We start from the raw sequence: 17,787 nt of genomic DNA on the forward strand, positions 1-17,787 counted from the left end.
GCCTCAGCCCTTGACGTTGATGCCGCGGGACTTCAGGTCCTTGACCGTCCACTCCTGCATGTGGGCGAGAAGGTCGGTGACCGTCTGCTTCTTGCTGACGACCTTGCCCCACTGGCTCTGCAGCTCGGTGAACATCGCGGTCCAGTTGGGACCGAAGGTCCAGTCGGTGGTGACGGTACCGAGGCTGTCCTTCACGATCTGCTGCGCCGGCTCGTAGTTCTTGCCGAGCAGCTTCTCGGAGATCGCCTCGGGCACGTACGAGTCACTGTCGGCCAGCGCCGGCATCACACCGCTGCCCGTCTCCGGGCTGGCCATGGTCTTGACCGCGCCGGTGTCGGTGGACATCCACAGCGCCGCCTCGGCGGCCTGCTCCTGGTGCTCGCACTGCTCGGACACCAGCGTCAGGTTGCCGCTCTGGTTGGTGCCCGCCGGCGTCTTGGCCGCCGCACCGGCGAACGTCGGCCAGGGGGACAGCGCCCAGTCGCCGAAGGACTTGGTGAAGTTCTGCACCATGCCGGACATCTGCCAGGTGGAGATCTGCCGGGTCGCGGTGTCACCGTTGTCGAAGCTGCGCTGCACGGCCGCGTAGTCGGCGAAGGACAGCTTGGCGTTGAGGTCGTTGTCGATGATCTCCTGGATCACCTTCGCGGCCTTCAGGCTGCCCTCGTCCTGGAAGTTCACCTTCCAGGCGTTGCCGTCGATGGCGTACCAGTGGGCGCCCGCCTGCATGGCGAGCACCTCCAGGGTGCTGGGGTCCTCACCTGCGTAGTTGGTGATCTTGATGTCGTGCTTCTCGAGGACCTTGCCCGCGGCGATGAAGTCGTCCCAGGTCGTCGGTGCCTTCAGGCCGTACTTCTTGAAGATGTCGGTGCGGTAGATCGTGAACGCGGGCGCCGAGGCCGTGGGCACACCGTAGGTCTTGCCCTGCACCTGGCCGGTCGCCCACGAACCGGAGTTGAACTTGCCCTTGCTCGACTCCACGTACTTCGAGATGTCGGCCAGTGCGCCCTGCGCGACCCAACTCGTCACGTACTCACCGGTGTTCTGCAGCAGACAGGGAGCGTTCTCCGCCTTGACGGCGTTGCTCAGCTGCTTCTGCATGGTCAGCTGATCGGTGATCTTCGTGTACTTCAGCTGGACGTCCTTGTGAGAGGCGTTGAACGCCTTCACGACGGCCTCCTGGCCGTTGGCCCAGCCCCAGAAGTCGAGGGTGACCGGGCCGGAGGAGTCGGTGTCGTCTCCGGAGTCCGACCCGCCACAGGCGGCGAGCAGGCCTGTCAGCGCGATACCCGCGACAGCGGTTTGGGCGAACCTTCTCCGGCGGCTGGTGAAGTTCATCTGACCGTGTTCCTTCGGAAGTTGGGCGTCTCGGAACGAGGATGGCGGCTTGGGGGGCGCAGGCCGGGAACGGCGGCCGGAATCCGCGGCTCGCGGTTGAGGGGGGTCGGCCATGCAGAAGATGTAGTAAGCGGTTGCTGGGACGGTAGGACGACGGATCAGTCCATAGCAAGAGGTGCGCGGAAATTTGTTACGCCGGGTTGTCCGTCGCGTGATGTCGAAGTGTCCTGCGGGCGGTGGCCGCGCTGGACTGTATGTGCAGGTCAGAGGATGCAGATAGCAGCCTGCGCAAGGGCCGGGCGACCAGCGGCCCGGCCCCGGAGGATCGCGAAAAAACCTTCGGAAAACGCTTACGAAACGATCGCTTTCGCAGCGCTTCCGAACCGCCCACTCGCACGGATCACACGCGAGGGGCGGGTGGCCGGACGGAGTTGCGTACGACGACATGGGTGCCCAGCACGAGGTGGTCCCCGTCGCCCTTACGACGGCCCGGGCCCCCCTCGCGCCGGTCGGCGACCGCGCGCAGCGCGACCCGGCCCATCTCCTCGTACGGCACATGCACGGTGGTCAGTTGAGGCGTGAGCTGGGACGCGAGGGGAATGTCGTCGTACCCGACGATCGACACGTCCTCCGGCACCCGCAGCCCCGCCGCACGCAGCGCCTGCATGGCACCCGCGGCGACCACATCGGTCCCGGCCAGCACCGCGGTGAAGTCGAGCCCGTCGCGCAGGCTCTCCTGGACGGCGTCGTAGCCGTGCTCGTAGTCGTAGAAGCCGTGCCGCACCATGTTGGGTTCGAAGGGCACGCCGTACGCCTCGAAGGCCCGCCGCGCACCTCTCAACCGGCCTTGTGCGGTGGTGAGTTCGGCATGTCCCGGCAGCACCAGGACCTTGCGGTGCCCGGCGGACAACAGATGGCTGGCCATCGCGTACGCGCCGCCCTCGTTGTCGTAGTCGACCGTCGTCGCCGGTACGTCACCCTCCAGCGGCGGCCTGCCCACCAGCACGAGATGGGAGTCGGCCGCGTCCAGGGAGCGGGCGAACCGGGCCATGCGCAGCTGGTACTCGTCGTAGTCGTAGGCGCCGCCGAGCAGCACCACGGCGGCGACGCCCTGCTGGCGCATCATGTTGACCAGCGCGAGCTCACGCTCGGGGTCGTCACCCGTCGTACCGACCAGTGAGAGCCAGCCCCGCAGCGTGGCGGCCCCCTCGACACCCCTCGCGACATGGGCGAACGCGGCGCCGGTGATGTCGTTGATGAGGATCGCCACCGTGGGTGTGCCGCCACCGGCCAGGGAGCGGGCGTGGGCGTTGGTGACGTAGTCCAGGTCCCCGACCACCTTCATCACCCGGCGGCGCAGTTCCTCCGAGACCGGGTAGTTGCCCGACAGGACGCGGGAGACGCTGGCGACGGAGACGCCCGCCCGCTCCGCGACGTCCCGGATGGTGGCCCGTCCGGCGTCGCCCGAAGCCTTGCGCTGACTCACCCTGGGGGCTCCTTCACCGTCGCGATCGCCCCACCGGGGGCCGGGAGGACACCGGTCGGGGGTCCGGCCCGGAGCCGGTACGGAAAACCGTATCCCATTGTTTCCGTGGGCCGAGAGGTGCCGGTTGCCTCAGGCGACACGGGTCAGATCCGCATGCCGTACCTCGTGCACCAGGGCCCCGCCGGACGCCATTCGCTCCAGCTCCTCCACCACGATCCGCCCGAGTCTCTCCAGCTCGTTCCCGAGCGAACCGGCGATATGAGGTGTGAGAAACACGTTCGGCAGCCGGTACAACGGCGACCCCGCCGGCAGCGGCTCGGGCTCGGTGACATCGAGTACCGCGTACAGCCGACCGACGACCAGCTCGTCGGTCAGTGCGTCAGGGTCGACGAGCGCGCCCCGGGACGTGTTGATGAGGACGCCGCCGTCCCGGATGAGCGCGAGCCGTCCGGCGTCGAGCATGCGGTAGGTCTCGGGGATGTCCGGGGCGTGCAGGCTGACGATGTCGCACTGGCTCAACAGGTCGTCCAGCGAGACGAGTTGGGCGCCCAGCGCGGTGGCCTCGGCGGGACTCACATAGGGGTCGTGGAGCAGGACCGTGAAGTCGAAGGGGCGCAGCAGCTCCAGCAGGCGGCGTCCCACGCGCGAGGCTCCGATGACGCCGATGCGGCGGCCGACGTTGCCGATGTGCGCGGTCTCGGTGGGGGGCGGGTAGGCGTGGGTGGTGCGGAACCGTTCGCGGTGGGTGAAGGCGTCCTTTCCGGCGAGCAGGATCATCGCGAGGGTGTACTCCGCGACCGGCAGCGCGTTTCCGGTGACCGCGCTGGACACGCTGATGCCGCGTTCCCACAGTTCCTCTCCGACGAGCGAGCGGACGGAGCCCGCCGCGTGCAGCACGGTCCGCAGCCGGGGTGCGGCGGCGAGGACGTCCGCGTCGAGGCTCGGGCAGCCCCAGCCGGTGATGAGCACCTCGGTCGCGGCGAGGACCTCGGCCGCCGCGGGATCGGTGAAGTCCCGCAGCACGAGGCCCGGGTCGAGGTCGGCCGCCTGCCGCAGCCGGGCCATGAGCGCCGGGGGGAACAGCAGGGGGAGGTGCACCGGGTCCATCGCGAACACGGTCCGCGGCAGCTGGGGGCTGGGCATGAGACTCCTGACACGCTGAGTAGAAACATTTTCAGAAAGCGCCTTCTACCGTAGATCTGCCGGGAACGGCGGGTCAATCGGTCTGGCGGATCGGGGAGGCGCGGATTTCTCCTGGCTCGTTTCCGCCCGTATGCCCACGTCACGGCGGGGTGGAGGGCCAGGATCGGGAGGAGGGGTCGGGGGAGGCCCGTCAGCACCGTGGGGTGGCCGAGGGTCTTGATCCCGCTCTGTCGGGAAATCGGTTACCGCGTTTTCTCGCCGGGCGGCCTCAGCGGCTCGGCAGTCGGCCGTCCCGCCGCGCGGTCGTGGCGTCAGCCTGGCGGACGGGGATGCGGTGGTGTCCGCCGAGGGGTCGTACGAGGTGCAGTGCCGTAGATCCGCGTCGCCGACCCACGTCTCGCGGACGCCCGGGAGATCAGGAGATGGCCTGGGAGTTCCGCTCCCTCCTCGACCTGGGCGCCGGCAGGCCCAAGTGCGGCCTCGTTCGTGACAACCGGTTTCCGTACAGGCCGTCAAGAACGCCTGCTGATGACTGCTCTTCAGCGGTGATCGAGCCGCGTTCCGTACCCCTGCGGGTGATCGGCGAGATCGGGTGCGGGGCTCTCCCGACCGGTGGGCACGTCCGGATGAGGGTGGCCGACATCGCCGTACAAGACGGCTTTGAGCTGCACTTTTGTCAACCTGCTCGGCCTTGTGGGCCGTCCGGCGCGTGTCGTCGGGGTTACACAGTCTTTTCGAAAACTCGTCAAGCCTCTTGACGCGGTTTCCGGACAGGAAGAAGCTCTGCCTCACTGTCCAACAACCGGTTGCTATGCAATCGAGCCAACTAGGTGAAGCGGGAGGTGGTGCCTTCATGCACCCTCATGTCGGTGCTCCGATGGGCCGCCGCCGGTTCCTCGCCCTGTCGGCGGGAGGTGCCGCGGCCGGCGCGGCTGCGCTGAGCGGCTGCGCGATGCAGGTGTCCACCGGGGTCAGCGGCTCGGGTGAGACCGTCACCGTGATGGTCAACTCCGGAGACATCCTCCCGGAGCAGGTGCAGCAGGCGAAGAAGGCCCTCGGCATCAAGATCGTCCTGGTGAAGTACGACATCACCAAGCTGATCGCGATGCTCACCAGCGGCAACCCGCCCGACCTGGTGCGCGGTGTCGGCGCCGTGGACTCGCCGTTCTTCGCGGCGCGGGACGTGGCCGAGGAACTGGACCCCTACTTCGCGCGGAGCGGCGTCCTCAAGCTGGACGACCTGGACCCCGTCAACGACCTGTGGCGGTACGACGGCCGCACCCAGGGCAAGGGCCCGCGCTACGGCATGGCCAAGGACTTCTCCCAGGACTCCATGTACTGGTACAACACCGCGGCCTTCGACAAGGCCGGTGTCGACCAGCCGTCGGAGACCGAGCCGGTCACCTACGAGGAGTGGCAGGACACCGCCAAGCGCCTCGTGCAGCGCAAGAAGGGCCAGACCACCGTCTTCGGCGGCAGCTACGCCGGCCTCACCCGGGCCACGCTCCTGACGACCATGACAGCGTCCGCCGGAGGGAGCCTCTTCAGCGACGACTTCTCCCGGGTCGACTTCACCACCCCCGAGGCCCGCAAGGCCCTGTCCTGGTACATCGACTACTGCCGGACCAAGGTGGGGCCGAGCCTCATCCAGCCCGACCCCAACGGCTGGGACGGCCCCACCTACCAGGCCGGGCGGCTGGCCATGTCGAACTCCGGCTACTGGTTGGGCGGCATGATCTACCCGGACAAGAAGCTGGCGAAGGTGTCCAGGCTGGCGCCCGCCCCGATGTTCGCGGGCGGTCGGCGGATCAGTGCCTGCCAGGGCGGCACCGGACTGTGGATGCCGCGCGGCGCGAAGAACAAGGACGCCGCCTGGCGGGTCTTCGAGTGGTTCTTCGGCGAGGAGCCGGCCAAGGCACGCGCCGCCGGCGGCTGGGGCATCCCCACGCTGAAGTCGCTGCGCTCCCTGATGCCCGGTCAGGAGGGCTACGAGAAACGGGTGTTGAAGGTCCAGGAGAACGAACTGAAGCACTTCTCGGTGGTCTCCTTCACCCCGTACACCAGGGCGGACGCGTTCGACGCCCTCTTCAACCAGATAGCCCCCGCCGCGATGAACGGCCAGATCTCCGTCGACACCCTCGCCGGACGTCTGAACTCGGCCATCAACGATCAGCTGAAGCGCGGTAAGGAGCAGGTGGGATGACGGTCGATCAGATCTCCCCCGTCGCGGACCGGCCCGACGCCGCCGCGAGCACCGGACGCGCGAGCGCCGCCGGGCGGCCACGGATCACCATGACCGCGCGCAGACACAGGGCGTTCTACCTGTTCACCTCGCCCTGGATCATCGGGTTCCTGCTGCTGACCATCGTGCCGATGGCGTACGCGCTGTGGCTCAGCTTCACCACCTTCGACGGCATCTCGCCCAACTGGAAGTACGTTGGACTCGGCAACTACCGCGAGCTGCTGAACGATCCGGTCACCTGGGACTCCCTCGGCCGTGCGGGCCTGTTCGCGGTGACCTCGGTACCGCTGTCGATCATCGCGGGACTCGGCCTCGCCGTACTGGTCAACCGGCCGCTCAAGGCGCGCGGACTGTTCCGCACCCTGCTCTATCTGCCCGCCGTGGTGCCGCCGGTGGGTGCGGGCCTCGCCTTCAAGTTCCTCTTCGACCAGAACTCCGGTGCCACCAACGGCGTTCTGACCTTCTTCGGCATCGACGCCGTGGCCTGGCTCGCCGACCCCTACGCCCGCTACGTACTGCTGATGACCGTGCTCTGGGGTGCCGGCAACGTCATGATCATCTCGCTGGCCGGTCTCCAGGACGTCCCCCGGGAACTCCACGAGGCGGCCCGCATCGACGGGGCGAGCGCCTGGCGCACCTTCCGCAGCATCACCGTGCCGCTGCTGTCGCCCGTGCTGCTCTTCCAGACCGTCACCGGGATGATCGCCTCGGTGCAGACCATCATGCCGTTGCTGCTGGCACCGCTCGGTGACACCAGCGGTATCACCACGGTCCCGCAGTCCAACTACCTCTACATGATGCACGTGTTCGCGCAGTACTTCGCGCTCGGCCGCTACGGCTACGCCTCCGCACTGCTGTGGGTGCTCTTCGTCCTCATCCTCGTCGTGACCGGACTCATCTTCAAGTTCACGTCCGGCGTGGTGTTCTACAACGTCGACCCGGAGGCGAAGAAGTGACCGCCACCATCCTGCGGCCCAAGTCATCGGCGACCGACGTGCGCGTACGGGTACGCGTCAAACGTCTCGCCCTCTACACGGTCCTCGTCTCGGTCACCGGGCTGTTCCTCGGCCCCTTCGGCTGGCTGATCCTCTCCGGTCTGAAAACCCAGGGCGAGTTGGCCGCCTCACCCGTGCACTGGCTGCCCGACGCCTTCCAGTGGCACAACTTCGCCGACGCCTTCAACCAGATCGACTTCCTCGGCTACGCCCGCAACTCCCTGGTCATCGCCCTCATCTACGCCACCCTCGTCACCCTCAGCTCGGCCTGGGTCGGTTTCGGCTTCGCCCGGCTCGAAGCGCCCGGCAAGAAGGTGCTGTTCGGTGTTCTGCTCGGCTCGATGATGCTGCCCCAGATGGTCACCCTGCTGCCGACGTACCTGATCTTCGCCAAGGTCGGCATGGTCGACACGTACTGGCCCTGGGTGCTGTGGGGGCTGTCCGCCGCGCCGTATCTGGTCTTCCTCTTCCGGCAGTTCTTCGCGGGCATGCCGCGCGAGCTGGAGGAGGCCGCGATCGTCGACGGCTGTGGATACGCCACGATCTTCTGGCGCATCTTCCTGCCGCAGTCCTGGCCGGTGCTGTCCGCGAGCTTCATCATCGCCTTCACCTGGACCTGGGGCGACTACATCGCTCCACAACTGCTGCTGTCCACCGACCGCACCACGCTCGCCGTCGCCGTGATGACGGCCTACGTCAACGAGGGCGGCACGCCCGTCCCCGAACTCCAGGCCGCGGCCTCGGTGATGTACGTCGTCCCGATCCTGCTGATCTTCCTGATCGCCCAGCGCGGTTTCGTGGCCGGGATGTCCACGACCGGACTGAAGTAATCCCTCTTACCGAACCTTTTGCAAGGAGTTACGCATGAACGCGCCCCTGTCACGCCGGACCACCCTCCAGGCCGCCGGTGTCATCGCTGCCGCCGGCCTGGCCAGCAGCATCGCGGGCACCGCACAGGCCGCCACGGCGGAGGAGAACGGCACCACCGGCGACAGCGTGGTCATCCACCCGACGCTTCCGCAGGTGCCTGTCAACAACTCCTTCACCGTCAAGGTCCGGCCGCTCGGCGGCACCTGGCAGAAGCTCGGCGTCTACCTTGCCAAGCTCGCACTGATCGACGCGAGCACCGGCAGCAACAGGGCCCAGAACTCCTCCTGGGCCGCCTTCGACTTCTCCGGCACCGTCGAGGTCGAGGTCACGTACAACCCGGGCGGCGGCGAGAACTTCCGTATCCGCCCGGACTCGTACGGCATCAAGCCCGAGGTGCTCGGCAGCACCGCGCGCTTCACCCTGGACCGGCCCCGCAACCTCGTCGTCCAGATCGACGACAAGATCTTCGACTGCCTGCACCTGTTCGCGAACCCGATCGAGAAGGACGTGCCCACCGAGGGCGACAAGAAGGTCATGTACTTCGGGCCCGGTCTGCACACCCACCCCGACCGAACCCTGAAGGTGCCCGACGGCACGACCGTCTACCTGGCCGCCGGCGCCGTCCTCACCTCGGCCGTGATCTTCGAGAACGTGGAGAACGCCCGACTGATCGGCCGCGGCGTGATCTACGACACGCCCGGCGGCGCGGTCTTCGTCCGCAAGTGCGAGAACGTCACGATCGACGGCGTCACGATCCTCAACCCCCGGTACGAGAACATCAGGGTCGCCGAGTCAAACAACCTCACCATCAAGAACCTGCGCGCCTTCAGCCACCAGGGCTGGGGTGACGGCATCCAGCTCTACTGCTCCGAGAACGTCACGATCGACGGCTGCTTCCTGCGCACCTCCGACGACTGCGTCGCCCTTTACACCCACCGCTGGGACTTCTACGGCGACACCCGCAACATCACCGTCAAGAACTGCTCCCTCTGGGCCGACGTCGCCCACCCGATCAACATCGGCGTGCATGGCAACTCCGACACCCCCGAGATGCTGGAGAACCTGCGCTACGAGAACATCGACATCCTTGACCACCGCGAGCCGCAGGTGACCTACCAGGGCGCTATCGCCTTCATGGTCGGCGACAGCAACATCGTCCGGGACGTCAGGTTCGACAACATCCGCGTGGAGGACTTCCGCTGGGGCCAGCTCATCCACATGCGGGTCGAGTACAACCCGAAGTACAACACCTCGGCAGGCCGCGCCATCGAGTCCGTCTACATCAAGGACCTCAGCTACAACGGCAAGAACGCCGACCTCTCGATCATCGCCGGCCTCGACGCGGAGCACGCGATCAAGGACGTCACCTTCGAGAACCTCCGCGTCAACGGCAGGGTGATCGCCGACAGCACGGGCAAGCCGAGGTGGTACCTGGCCTCGGACGGCGTGCCCATGTTCGTCAACGAGCACGTGACGAACCTCAAGTTCCTCACCACCGCCGAGGCCGAGGCGGCCGCCGCGTCATGATCACTCCCGCGACGAGCCGCCGGGGCTTCCTCGGCGGCACCGCTGCCCTGCTGCTGGTGGCGGGCACGAGCGGACTGCTCGTGCCCGGCACGGCGAGAGCGGCGGACTCCGACGCCGACACGACTGCCGACGGCAGACAGTTCACCCACCCCGGCCTACTGCATACAGCCGACGACATCGCACGGATGAAATCCGCCGTCGCGGCGCAGGAATCCCCGATCCACGACGGCTACCTCGCCTTCGCGGCCCACACCCGCTCGAAGTCCACGTACACCGTCCAGAACACCGGCCAGATCACCGCCTGGGGCCGCGGCCCCACCAACTTCCAGAACCAGGCCGTCGCCGACTCGGCCGCCGCCTACCAGAACGCCCTGATGTGGGCCGTCACCGGCAACCGCGCCCACGCCGACAAGGCCCGGGACATCCTCAACGCCTGGTCGGCATCGCTCACCATGGTCACCGGAGCCGACGGTCCGCTCGGCGCGGGGCTGCAGGTCTTCAAGTTCGTCAACGCGGCCGAACTGCTGCGGCATTCGGACTACGACGGCTGGAGCGACGCAGACATCGCGCGCTGCGAGGAGTCCTTCCTGCGCGTCTGGTATCCGGCGATCTCCGGCTACATGCTCTACGCCAACGGCAACTGGGACCTGACGGCCCTCCAGTCCATCCTGGCCATCGGCGTGTTCTGCGAGCAACGCACCCTCTTCGAGGACGCGCTGCGGTTCGCCGCGGCCGGTGCCGGCAACGGCAGCGTGGGCAACCGGGTCGTCACGGACGGCGGTCAGGGCCAGGAGAGCGGCCGCGACCAGGCCCACGAACAGCTCGCCGTCGGCCTCCTGGGCGACGCCGCGCAGGTCGCCTGGAACCAGGGCGTCGACCTGTGGGCCTTCGACGACCACCGCATCCTCGCCAACGCCGAGTACGCCGCCCGCTACAACCTCGGCGGCGACGTCCCCTTCGCCCCCGACCTCGACCGCACCGGCAAGTACATCAAGACGACCGTCTCCGCCAAGGTCCGTGGCACCCTGCCGCCGATCTACGAGATGTACTACGCCCACTACGCCGGCGTCCGTGGCCTCGACACCCCGTACACCGAGGCGGCCGTCTTCCGTGGCACCGGCGGCGCCCGCGTCATCGAGGGCAGCAACGACGACCTGCCCAGCTGGGGGACGTTCGCCTACGCCGGGACGAAGACGCCGGACCCGGCCGTGCCGACGGCACCGGCTGGGGTCACGGCGCTGGGGGGCGGCGACGGTACGTCGGTCACCGTGACCTGGCTGCCGTCCGTGTGGGCGACGAAGTACACCGTCCGCCGGGCGGACAAGCCCGAAGGGCCGTACCAGGAGATCGCGTCTGCAGTCGACGGCACATCGCATACAGACGACGGCGTGCGGTCCGGGCAGACCTGCTACTACACCGTCACCGCCACGAACTCCCAGGGCAGCAGTGGCGCGTCGAGCCTCGCCGCCGCCACCGCAGGCCTTCCCGAGCCCTGGTCCACCCAGGACGTCGGCGACGTGAGGATCCCCGGCTCCGCCTCCTTCGACGGCGAACGATTCGTCCTGGAGGCGAGCGGCACGGCCGACACCCACCGCCTCGTCCACTTCCCGCTGGGCGGCGACGGCACCGTCACCGCGCGCATCGTGTGGCCGCTCAGCTCCCAGTACTCCAAGATCGGCGTCACCGTCCGGGCGGGCCTCGACGCGGACGCCGCCCACGCCTCGATGCTGATCCAGGGGCTGCCGCTGCACACCTGGAGCGGCGTGTGGACCGTACGGCCGAAGGCCGGGGCCGCCATCTCGGCCACCGGCAGCACCCCGGTGCCGCCCTCCCAGCAGGACGCGATCACCGTCAACGCGTCCTTCCCGATCTCCGGCCTCGGCACGCTGCCGGAATCGGCGACACCCCTGGAGGCCCCGTACGTCGAGGGCGCCGGAGACGGCTACCGGCTGCGGGCCCCGTACTGGGTGCGGGTGACCCGCAAGGGCCGCTGGTGCACCGGGGCGATCTCGCCGGACGGCATACGGTGGACGGAAGTCGGCCGTACCGAGGTCGACGGTCTACGGCACATTGCATACGTCGGTCTCGTCCTCACCTCCTGCCTCGGCGTCGACGAGGACTACGCCGAGACCGGCACCGGCGCCTTCGACCACGTCAGCGTGGTATCCGCCACGGCCGGCGAGGTCTGGTCCGTACCCCGCCCCAGGCGCACCGCCGTCGACCTGCGGGCGACCTCCGCCGCCGACTCGGTCGAACTGGCCTGGACCGACCCGGATCTCTCCGCCCGGTACAAGGTCCTTCGCGCCACCACCGCCGACGGCCCCTACGAGACGATCGCGACCCGCGTCGGCCCCGTCGGCTTCGGCACCCGCATCCGGTACGCGGACGCCACCGGCACCCCCGGCACGGCGTACCACTACGTCGTGGCGAAGACGAACAGCGCCGGCCGCGGCCCCCTCTCGGAACCCACCGCCGCGCAGATGCCCACGCCCGCCGTGCCTCAACTCACCTCCTCGGCCTCCGTGTTCGCGAATCGCGGCGACACCTTCCGGCACCTGCTGCGCGGCTCCCACGAGCCCGTACGGTTCACCGCCGACGGACTCCCCGACGGCCTGCGCCTCGACAAGCGCACCGGTCTGATCTGCGGAACCCCCACCGAAGCAGGCGAGTTCACGGTCACGACCACCGCGGGCAACGCGTCCGGTGACGGCGCCGGCACGCTCGCCCTCACGGTCGGCACACCCCCGCCCACCCCCTGGACGTACGGAGACCTCGGCGACCCGGTCCTCGACGACCGCGCCTTCGGCACCCTCGGCGTGGTGGCGGTCGCGACACCCGGCAGCACCTCATACGCCGACGGCACCTTCACCGTCCGTGGCGCGGGCACCGACCTGACCGTCAACAACCAAGGGATGACAGGGCAGTTCGTACGCCGCCCGGTCACCGGCGACTGCCAGGTCACCGCCCGTCTGGTCTCCCGCGCCGGCGCCACCGCGGACCGGGTCGGTCTGCTGATGGCCAAGTCGCTGTCCCCCTTCGACCAGGCGGCCGGACTCATCGTCACCGGCGGTACCACCGCACAGCTCATGCTGCGCAAGACCGTCGCCGGAGCCTCCGCCTTCTCCGGCACCGCCACCGTCCAACTGCCCCTGCTGCTACGGCTGAAGCGCACCGGGACCGCCTTCGCCGCAGCAGTCTCCACCGACGACGGCACCACCTGGACCGAGCTCGCCTCCGGCGAGATCCCCGGTTTCGGCGACGCCGCCCACCACGTCGGCCTCGTGGTCTGCTCCCGCAGCCCGCTGGTCCGCTGCACCACCCAGTTCGAAGAGGTGAGTGTCACCTCTCTCTAGATCCCCCCACGGATTGGAGACGCACATGAGCCGCACCTCCCCCCACCGGCACGTCCAGGAGAGCGAGTTGAGCCGCCGCGGTCTGCTGAGGACCGCCGGCGGACTCGGCGCCGCCCTCGCCCTCGGGGGCGGCGCCTTCGCCGCCACCACCGCGGACGCCGCCCCGTCCACCTGGACCCACCCGGGCATGCTGCACAACGCCGGCGACATCAACCGCGCCAAGGTCAGGGTCGCCGCCGGAACCGACCCCTGGCTGTCCGGCTGGAACAAACTGGTCGCCAACTCCCACTCCCAGTCCACCTGGACCAACCGGGCCACCGCCACCGTCATCCGCGGCGGCACCGGCGAGAACTACGGCCTCCTCTACAACGACATCGCCGCCGCCTATCAGAACGCCCTGCGCTGGCGGGTCGGCGGCACCGAGGCCAACGCGGTCTGCGCCGCCGGCATCCTCAACGCGTGGTCCACCACGCTCACCTCGATCGGCGGCAACGCCGACCGGTTCCTCGCGGCCGGTCTCTACGGCTGGCAGTTCGCCAACGCCTGCGAACTCATGCGGGACTACGACGGGTTCGACCTCGCCGCCGCCCAGGAGATGATGGCGCGCGTCTTCTACCCGATGAACAACAGCTTCCTGACCAACCACAACGACGCCTGCATCACCAACTACTGGGCCAACTGGGACCTGTGCAACATGGCCTCCGTCCTGGCCATCGGCATCCTCAACGAGGACGGCGGCAAGTACGACCAGGCAGTCACGTACTTCAAGTCCGGTGCCGGCAACGGCTCCCTCGCGCACGCGGTGCCGTACCTGTACACCGACTCCGACGGCTATGCGCTGGGCCAGTGGCAGGAGTCCGGCCGCGACCAGGGGCACACCGTCATGGGCATGGGCCAGATGGGCGCCATCTGCGAGATGGCCTGGAACCAGGGCGACGACCTCTACTCCTACGACAGCCGCCGCTTCATGAAGGGCGCCCAGTACGTCGCGAAGTACAACCTCGGCAACGACGTCCCCTTCACCACCTACACCTGGGGCACCGGCCAGAACTGCTCCCAGTCCTCCCAGACGGTGATCTCCTCCGCCTCCCGCGGCCAGATCCGCCCCGTCTGGGCGATGCTCCACTTCCACTACAACCGGCGCCTGAGCCTCGACGACAAGTACATCTCGGCGTTCTACTACGCCAACGCCCCCGAGGGCGGCGGCGGAGACTACGGCTCCACCAGCGGCGGCTTCGACCAGCTCGGCTTCGGCACGCTGATGTACGCGAAGTAGTACGCGGCACCGTCTGTACACACCGCACACCGTGTACAGACGGTAGCGGACTGTATGCGATGTACCCCGAACAGCCTCCAGACCGCCTCGTGCGCCGGAATAGCGCGCCGTGATGTGGTGCTCTGTTGTTACCGGTGCACGAGTGCGGCGAGGAGGCTGGTGGTCGAATGACGGCAGCAGTCAAGAAGGATCCCGTCGTGAGCACGCCGTACGGAGCCGTACGCGGCCGTCATGAGAACGGGATCGCGGTGTTCCGCGGCATCCCCTACGCGGCACCCCCCTTCGGCCCCCGAAGGTTCCGGCCGCCCCTCCCGCCCGAGCCGTGGGAGGGCGTGCGGGACACGGGGGCCTTCGGGCCCACGGCGCCGAAACCGCCGTACTCCGAAGCCTTCGCGCAGTACCTGTCCGACCCGGTCGTGCCCGGCGACGACTGCCTCAACCTCAACGTATGGACACCGGAGCCGGGCCGCGGGGCCCGGCTCCCGGTCCTGGTCTGGCTGCACGGAGGCGCCCTGACCAGGGGATCTTCCGCGGTGCCGGTGTACGACGGGCATGGCTTCGCCCGTGACGGCGTCGTCTTCGTCTCCGTCAACTACCGGCTGGGAGTCGAGGGCTACGGCCTGTTCCCGGACGCCCCCGCCAACCCGGGCCTGCGCGACCAGCTCGCCGCACTGGAGTGGGTGCACCGGTCGATCGAGGCCTTCGGCGGCGACCCCGCCCGCATCACCCTCGCGGGCCAGTCCGCGGGCGCCATCAGCACCGGCGCCCTGCTCGCCGCACCGCAGGCACAGGGCCTGGTACGGCGCGCGATCCTGCAGAGCGGACCGCCCGAGGCCGCCGACCGCGACAAGGTACGGCGGATGGTGCGCCGGATGGCCGCCCGGCTGAAGATCCCCGCCACCGCGGCCGCCTTCGCCGAGGTCGACCGTGAACTGCTGCTGCGCACCCAGGGCGAGGTCGGCCGGCTCAGCAGCCCGGTCCTCGGCGGCCCCGCCTTCGGCATCGTCGTCGACGGCGACCTCGTCCCGCGCGACCCCCTGGAGGCACTGATCGAGGGCGACGCGGCCCGTGACGTCGACCTGATGGTCGGCTGGACCCGCGACGAGTACCGGCTCTGGCTGGTCCCCGGCGGCCTCCTGGAACGCGTCGACCGCCTCGGCGCCGTCGCCCTGGCCGGCGCCATGGCCCGCTGCCACGCCGGCCACGAGGTGCCGCGCGGCTACCGCCTCCTGCACCCCGACGCCGGTACCGCCGAGATCGTCGGCCAGATGGTCACCGACCACCTGCTGCGCCTCCCCCTGCACCGCCTGGCCGAGGCCCGCCCCGACACCGCGTACGTCTACGAGTTCGCCTGGCCCTCCAACCTCCCCGACCTCGGCTCCTGCCACGCCCTGGAACTGGGCTTCGTCTTCGACACGGGCGACAGCCCCGAGTCGGCCAAGCTCGCCGGGGAGGGGGCACCGCACGAGCTGGCCGAGGCGATGCACGGGGCGTGGGTGCGGTTCGCCGTCGACGGGGATCCGGGGTGGGAGGCGTGGGACGAGACGCACCCGGTGCGGATCTTCGGCGACGTCGGCGACGGTCGCCAGGATTTCGCATACAGTCCGCCGTACACGGCACACGGCCCCCGCGATACCGGTTTCGCCCTCTGGACCGCCGACGTCACCCCTCCGGAATCCACACCCGCATCGGCCCCTCCTGACGGTTCGCCCACGCGTAGTACGGAACTGCGGTCAGTGGTACGGCGTCTCCGCCTCCCCGGCGCAGTCCGTCGGCAGTGACGACATCGACCCCGCCCAGCAGCTCGGAGTCGTGCCGGACCGTGAGAGGGGAGCCGTAGGGCAGGGTCAGGTCCTCGAAGGGGATGCCGGGCAGCTGGTCCACGCCCTCCAGACAGTGGACCAGGGGGCCGCGTTCGATGGCCACGCAGCCGCGTACGGCGTCCACGTACGGGTCGGGGCGGGTGAGTCGGGCGTCCAGTGCGAGGTCGAGGGTGAAGGTGTCGCCCGGCGACCAGCGACGACGCACCCGCAGCCAGCCGGGGAGGGTCTCGGCGGGCGGTTCGCCGTCGGGGGCCGTCGCCGTGAACTCCATGCACCAGGACGGGAGCCGCAGCGCCAGCGTCCAATCGGCGTCCGGCGCCTCCTCGACGGTCACCGCGATCCGCCCGTCCCAGGGGTAGCCGGTCTCCACCCGGACCCGGCCGCCGCCGGCCTCGTACACGCCCGTCGCGTACTGATGGAGCTGCAGCCCCTCGGCGTCGCCGCTCGCCATGTAGTGGGGGAGCGAGGCGAGCAGCCGCATCACGTTCGGCGGGCAGCAGGCGCAGCGGAACCAGGGAGTGCGGCGGGCCGCCTTGTCCGGTTCGTACGCGCCCTCGTACCCCTCGCGCACCTGGAGCGGGTTGACGTACAGCCAGCTGTCGCCGTCGAGGCCGACGCCGGCCAGGAAGCCGTTGTAGAGGGTGCGTTCGACGAGGTCGGAGTACTTCGCGTCACCGGTCAGCAGCGCCATCCGCCACGACCACTGGATCGACGCGATGGCCGCGCAGGTCTCCGCGTAGGCCCGGTCCGGCGGGAGCTCGTACGGCTCCCCGAAGGACTCGCCCTCGTGACGGGCGCCGACACCGCCCGTCAGATACGTCTTCGTCGCCACCATCACGTCCCACAGTCTCTCGGCGACTGCATACAGTTCGCGGTCGCCCGTCTCCGCGGCGAGGTCCGCCACACCCGCGAGCAGATACAACTGCCGTACGGCGTGACCGGAGACCGTCGTGGCCTCGCGCACCGGTATGTGGTCCTGCCAATAGGCTCGGCCCAGATGGGGGTTGACGTCGGCGTCGAGGAGCCCGTGCCCGCGCCGGTCCACGAAGTGGCCGGCCAGCTCCAGCCAGCGTCGCTCCCCGGTCTCCCGGTACAGCTCCACCAGCGCGGTCTCGATCTCGGGGTGGCCGCACACGTTGTCGATCCGCCGGCCCGGGCCGAGGACCGCGTCGATGTGTGCGGCGAACCGCTCGGCGACGTCGAGGAGTTCACGGCGTCCCGTCGCACGGTGGTGGGCCACCGCGGCCTGCAGCAGATGGCCCGCGCAGTACAACTCGTGGCCCCAGCCCAGTTCTTGCCAGCGCCGGTCCGGGTGGGCGACCTGGTAGTACGTCTGCAGATAGCCGTCGGTGTCCTGTGCGGCGGCCAGGAGCGCGGTCAACTCGTCCACGTGAGCGGCCAGTTCGGGGTCGTCGGGACGGTCCGTGAGCTGCCAGGAAGCCGCCTCCAGCCACTTGTGCACGTCCGAGTCCTGGAACGGGAAGTCGCCGGTGAAGGAGCCCTTGCCGTCGGCGGCGGCGCGGAGGTTGTCGAGGTTTCCGGCCGCCTCCAGCCGGTCGGGGCCCTGCGGAATGCTGACGTCGGCGTTGGTGGTGCGGCGGGCGGCCCAGAATCCGTCGGTGATGCGGGCGGCTGTCGCGGGACGGAGGGCGGTGTGCGCGCCCGGGGTGAGACGGATGGGGCCGGTGCTCATGCGGGAGGCTCCAGGATAGAGAGCGTTTGCCAAGATCGTGA

The 17,787-nt window shown here is 69.2% G+C and carries 11 protein-coding genes; 7 read left to right on the forward strand and 4 right to left on the reverse strand.

What is annotated here, in order from left to right; all coding sequences use genetic code 11:
- Positions 1-3 precede the first annotated feature (3 nt).
- From OHU89_RS37860 to OHU89_RS37870, 3 genes are all read right to left on the reverse strand, one after another.
- Positions 4-1,338, reverse strand: coding sequence for an ABC transporter substrate-binding protein (locus OHU89_RS37860; protein WP_405649453.1), 1,335 nt, complete (start codon positions 1,336-1,338; stop codon positions 4-6).
- Positions 1,339-1,738: 400 nt separating this feature from the next.
- Positions 1,739-2,824, reverse strand: a complete 1,086-nt coding sequence (locus OHU89_RS37865; RefSeq protein ID WP_405649454.1) for a LacI family DNA-binding transcriptional regulator — start codon at positions 2,822-2,824, stop codon at positions 1,739-1,741.
- Between the two features lie 129 nt (positions 2,825-2,953).
- Complete coding sequence (locus OHU89_RS37870; RefSeq protein WP_405649455.1) at positions 2,954-3,967, reverse strand: hydroxyacid dehydrogenase; 1,014 nt, start codon at positions 3,965-3,967, stop codon at positions 2,954-2,956.
- A gap of 853 nt (positions 3,968-4,820) precedes the next feature.
- On the opposite strand from OHU89_RS37870, the gene OHU89_RS37875 reads away from it, so the two are divergent.
- The 7 genes from OHU89_RS37875 to OHU89_RS37905 all read left to right on the forward strand — a co-directional run bounded on the left by OHU89_RS37875 (position 4,821) and on the right by OHU89_RS37905 (position 16,011).
- The gene (locus OHU89_RS37875) at positions 4,821-6,170 is read left to right on the forward strand and encodes an extracellular solute-binding protein (RefSeq protein WP_405649456.1); all 1,350 of its coding nucleotides are present in this window, start codon (positions 4,821-4,823) and stop codon (positions 6,168-6,170) included.
- Complete coding sequence (locus OHU89_RS37880; protein ID WP_405649457.1) at positions 6,167-7,165, forward strand: carbohydrate ABC transporter permease; 999 nt, start codon at positions 6,167-6,169, stop codon at positions 7,163-7,165. The genes OHU89_RS37875 and OHU89_RS37880 overlap by 4 nt, the downstream gene beginning before the upstream one ends.
- Positions 7,162-8,034 carry a carbohydrate ABC transporter permease gene (locus OHU89_RS37885; protein WP_405649458.1) on the forward strand — a complete coding sequence of 291 codons (873 nt, stop codon included), beginning with the start codon at positions 7,162-7,164 and terminating at the stop codon, positions 8,032-8,034. The genes OHU89_RS37880 and OHU89_RS37885 overlap by 4 nt, the downstream gene beginning before the upstream one ends.
- Positions 8,035-8,068: 34 nt before the next feature.
- A complete protein-coding gene (locus tag OHU89_RS37890; RefSeq protein ID WP_405649459.1) occupies positions 8,069-9,601 on the forward strand; it encodes a glycosyl hydrolase family 28 protein in 1,533 nt (510 codons plus the stop codon).
- Positions 9,598-12,954: an alginate lyase family protein gene (locus OHU89_RS37895; protein ID WP_405649460.1), complete on the forward strand. Its 3,357-nt coding sequence runs from the start codon at positions 9,598-9,600 to the stop codon at positions 12,952-12,954. The genes OHU89_RS37890 and OHU89_RS37895 overlap by 4 nt, the downstream gene beginning before the upstream one ends.
- A gap of 25 nt (positions 12,955-12,979) precedes the next feature.
- Entirely contained in the window at positions 12,980-14,230 is a 1,251-nt protein-coding gene (locus OHU89_RS37900; protein WP_405649461.1) for an alginate lyase family protein, read from the forward strand.
- 167 nt (positions 14,231-14,397) lie between these two features.
- Positions 14,398-16,011: a carboxylesterase/lipase family protein gene (locus OHU89_RS37905; RefSeq protein ID WP_405649463.1), complete on the forward strand. Its 1,614-nt coding sequence runs from the start codon at positions 14,398-14,400 to the stop codon at positions 16,009-16,011.
- Here the strand turns inward: OHU89_RS37905 and OHU89_RS37910 are convergent.
- Positions 15,893-17,746, reverse strand: a complete 1,854-nt coding sequence (locus OHU89_RS37910) for a glycoside hydrolase family 127 protein (protein ID WP_405649464.1) — start codon at positions 17,744-17,746, stop codon at positions 15,893-15,895. The two genes, OHU89_RS37905 and OHU89_RS37910, sit on opposite strands and share 119 nt — an antisense overlap.
- Positions 17,747-17,787: the final 41 nt, after the last annotated feature.

It is taken from the genome of Streptomyces sp. NBC_00019, from assembly GCF_045041015.1.
GTDB lineage: Bacteria > Actinomycetota > Actinomycetes > Streptomycetales > Streptomycetaceae > Streptomyces.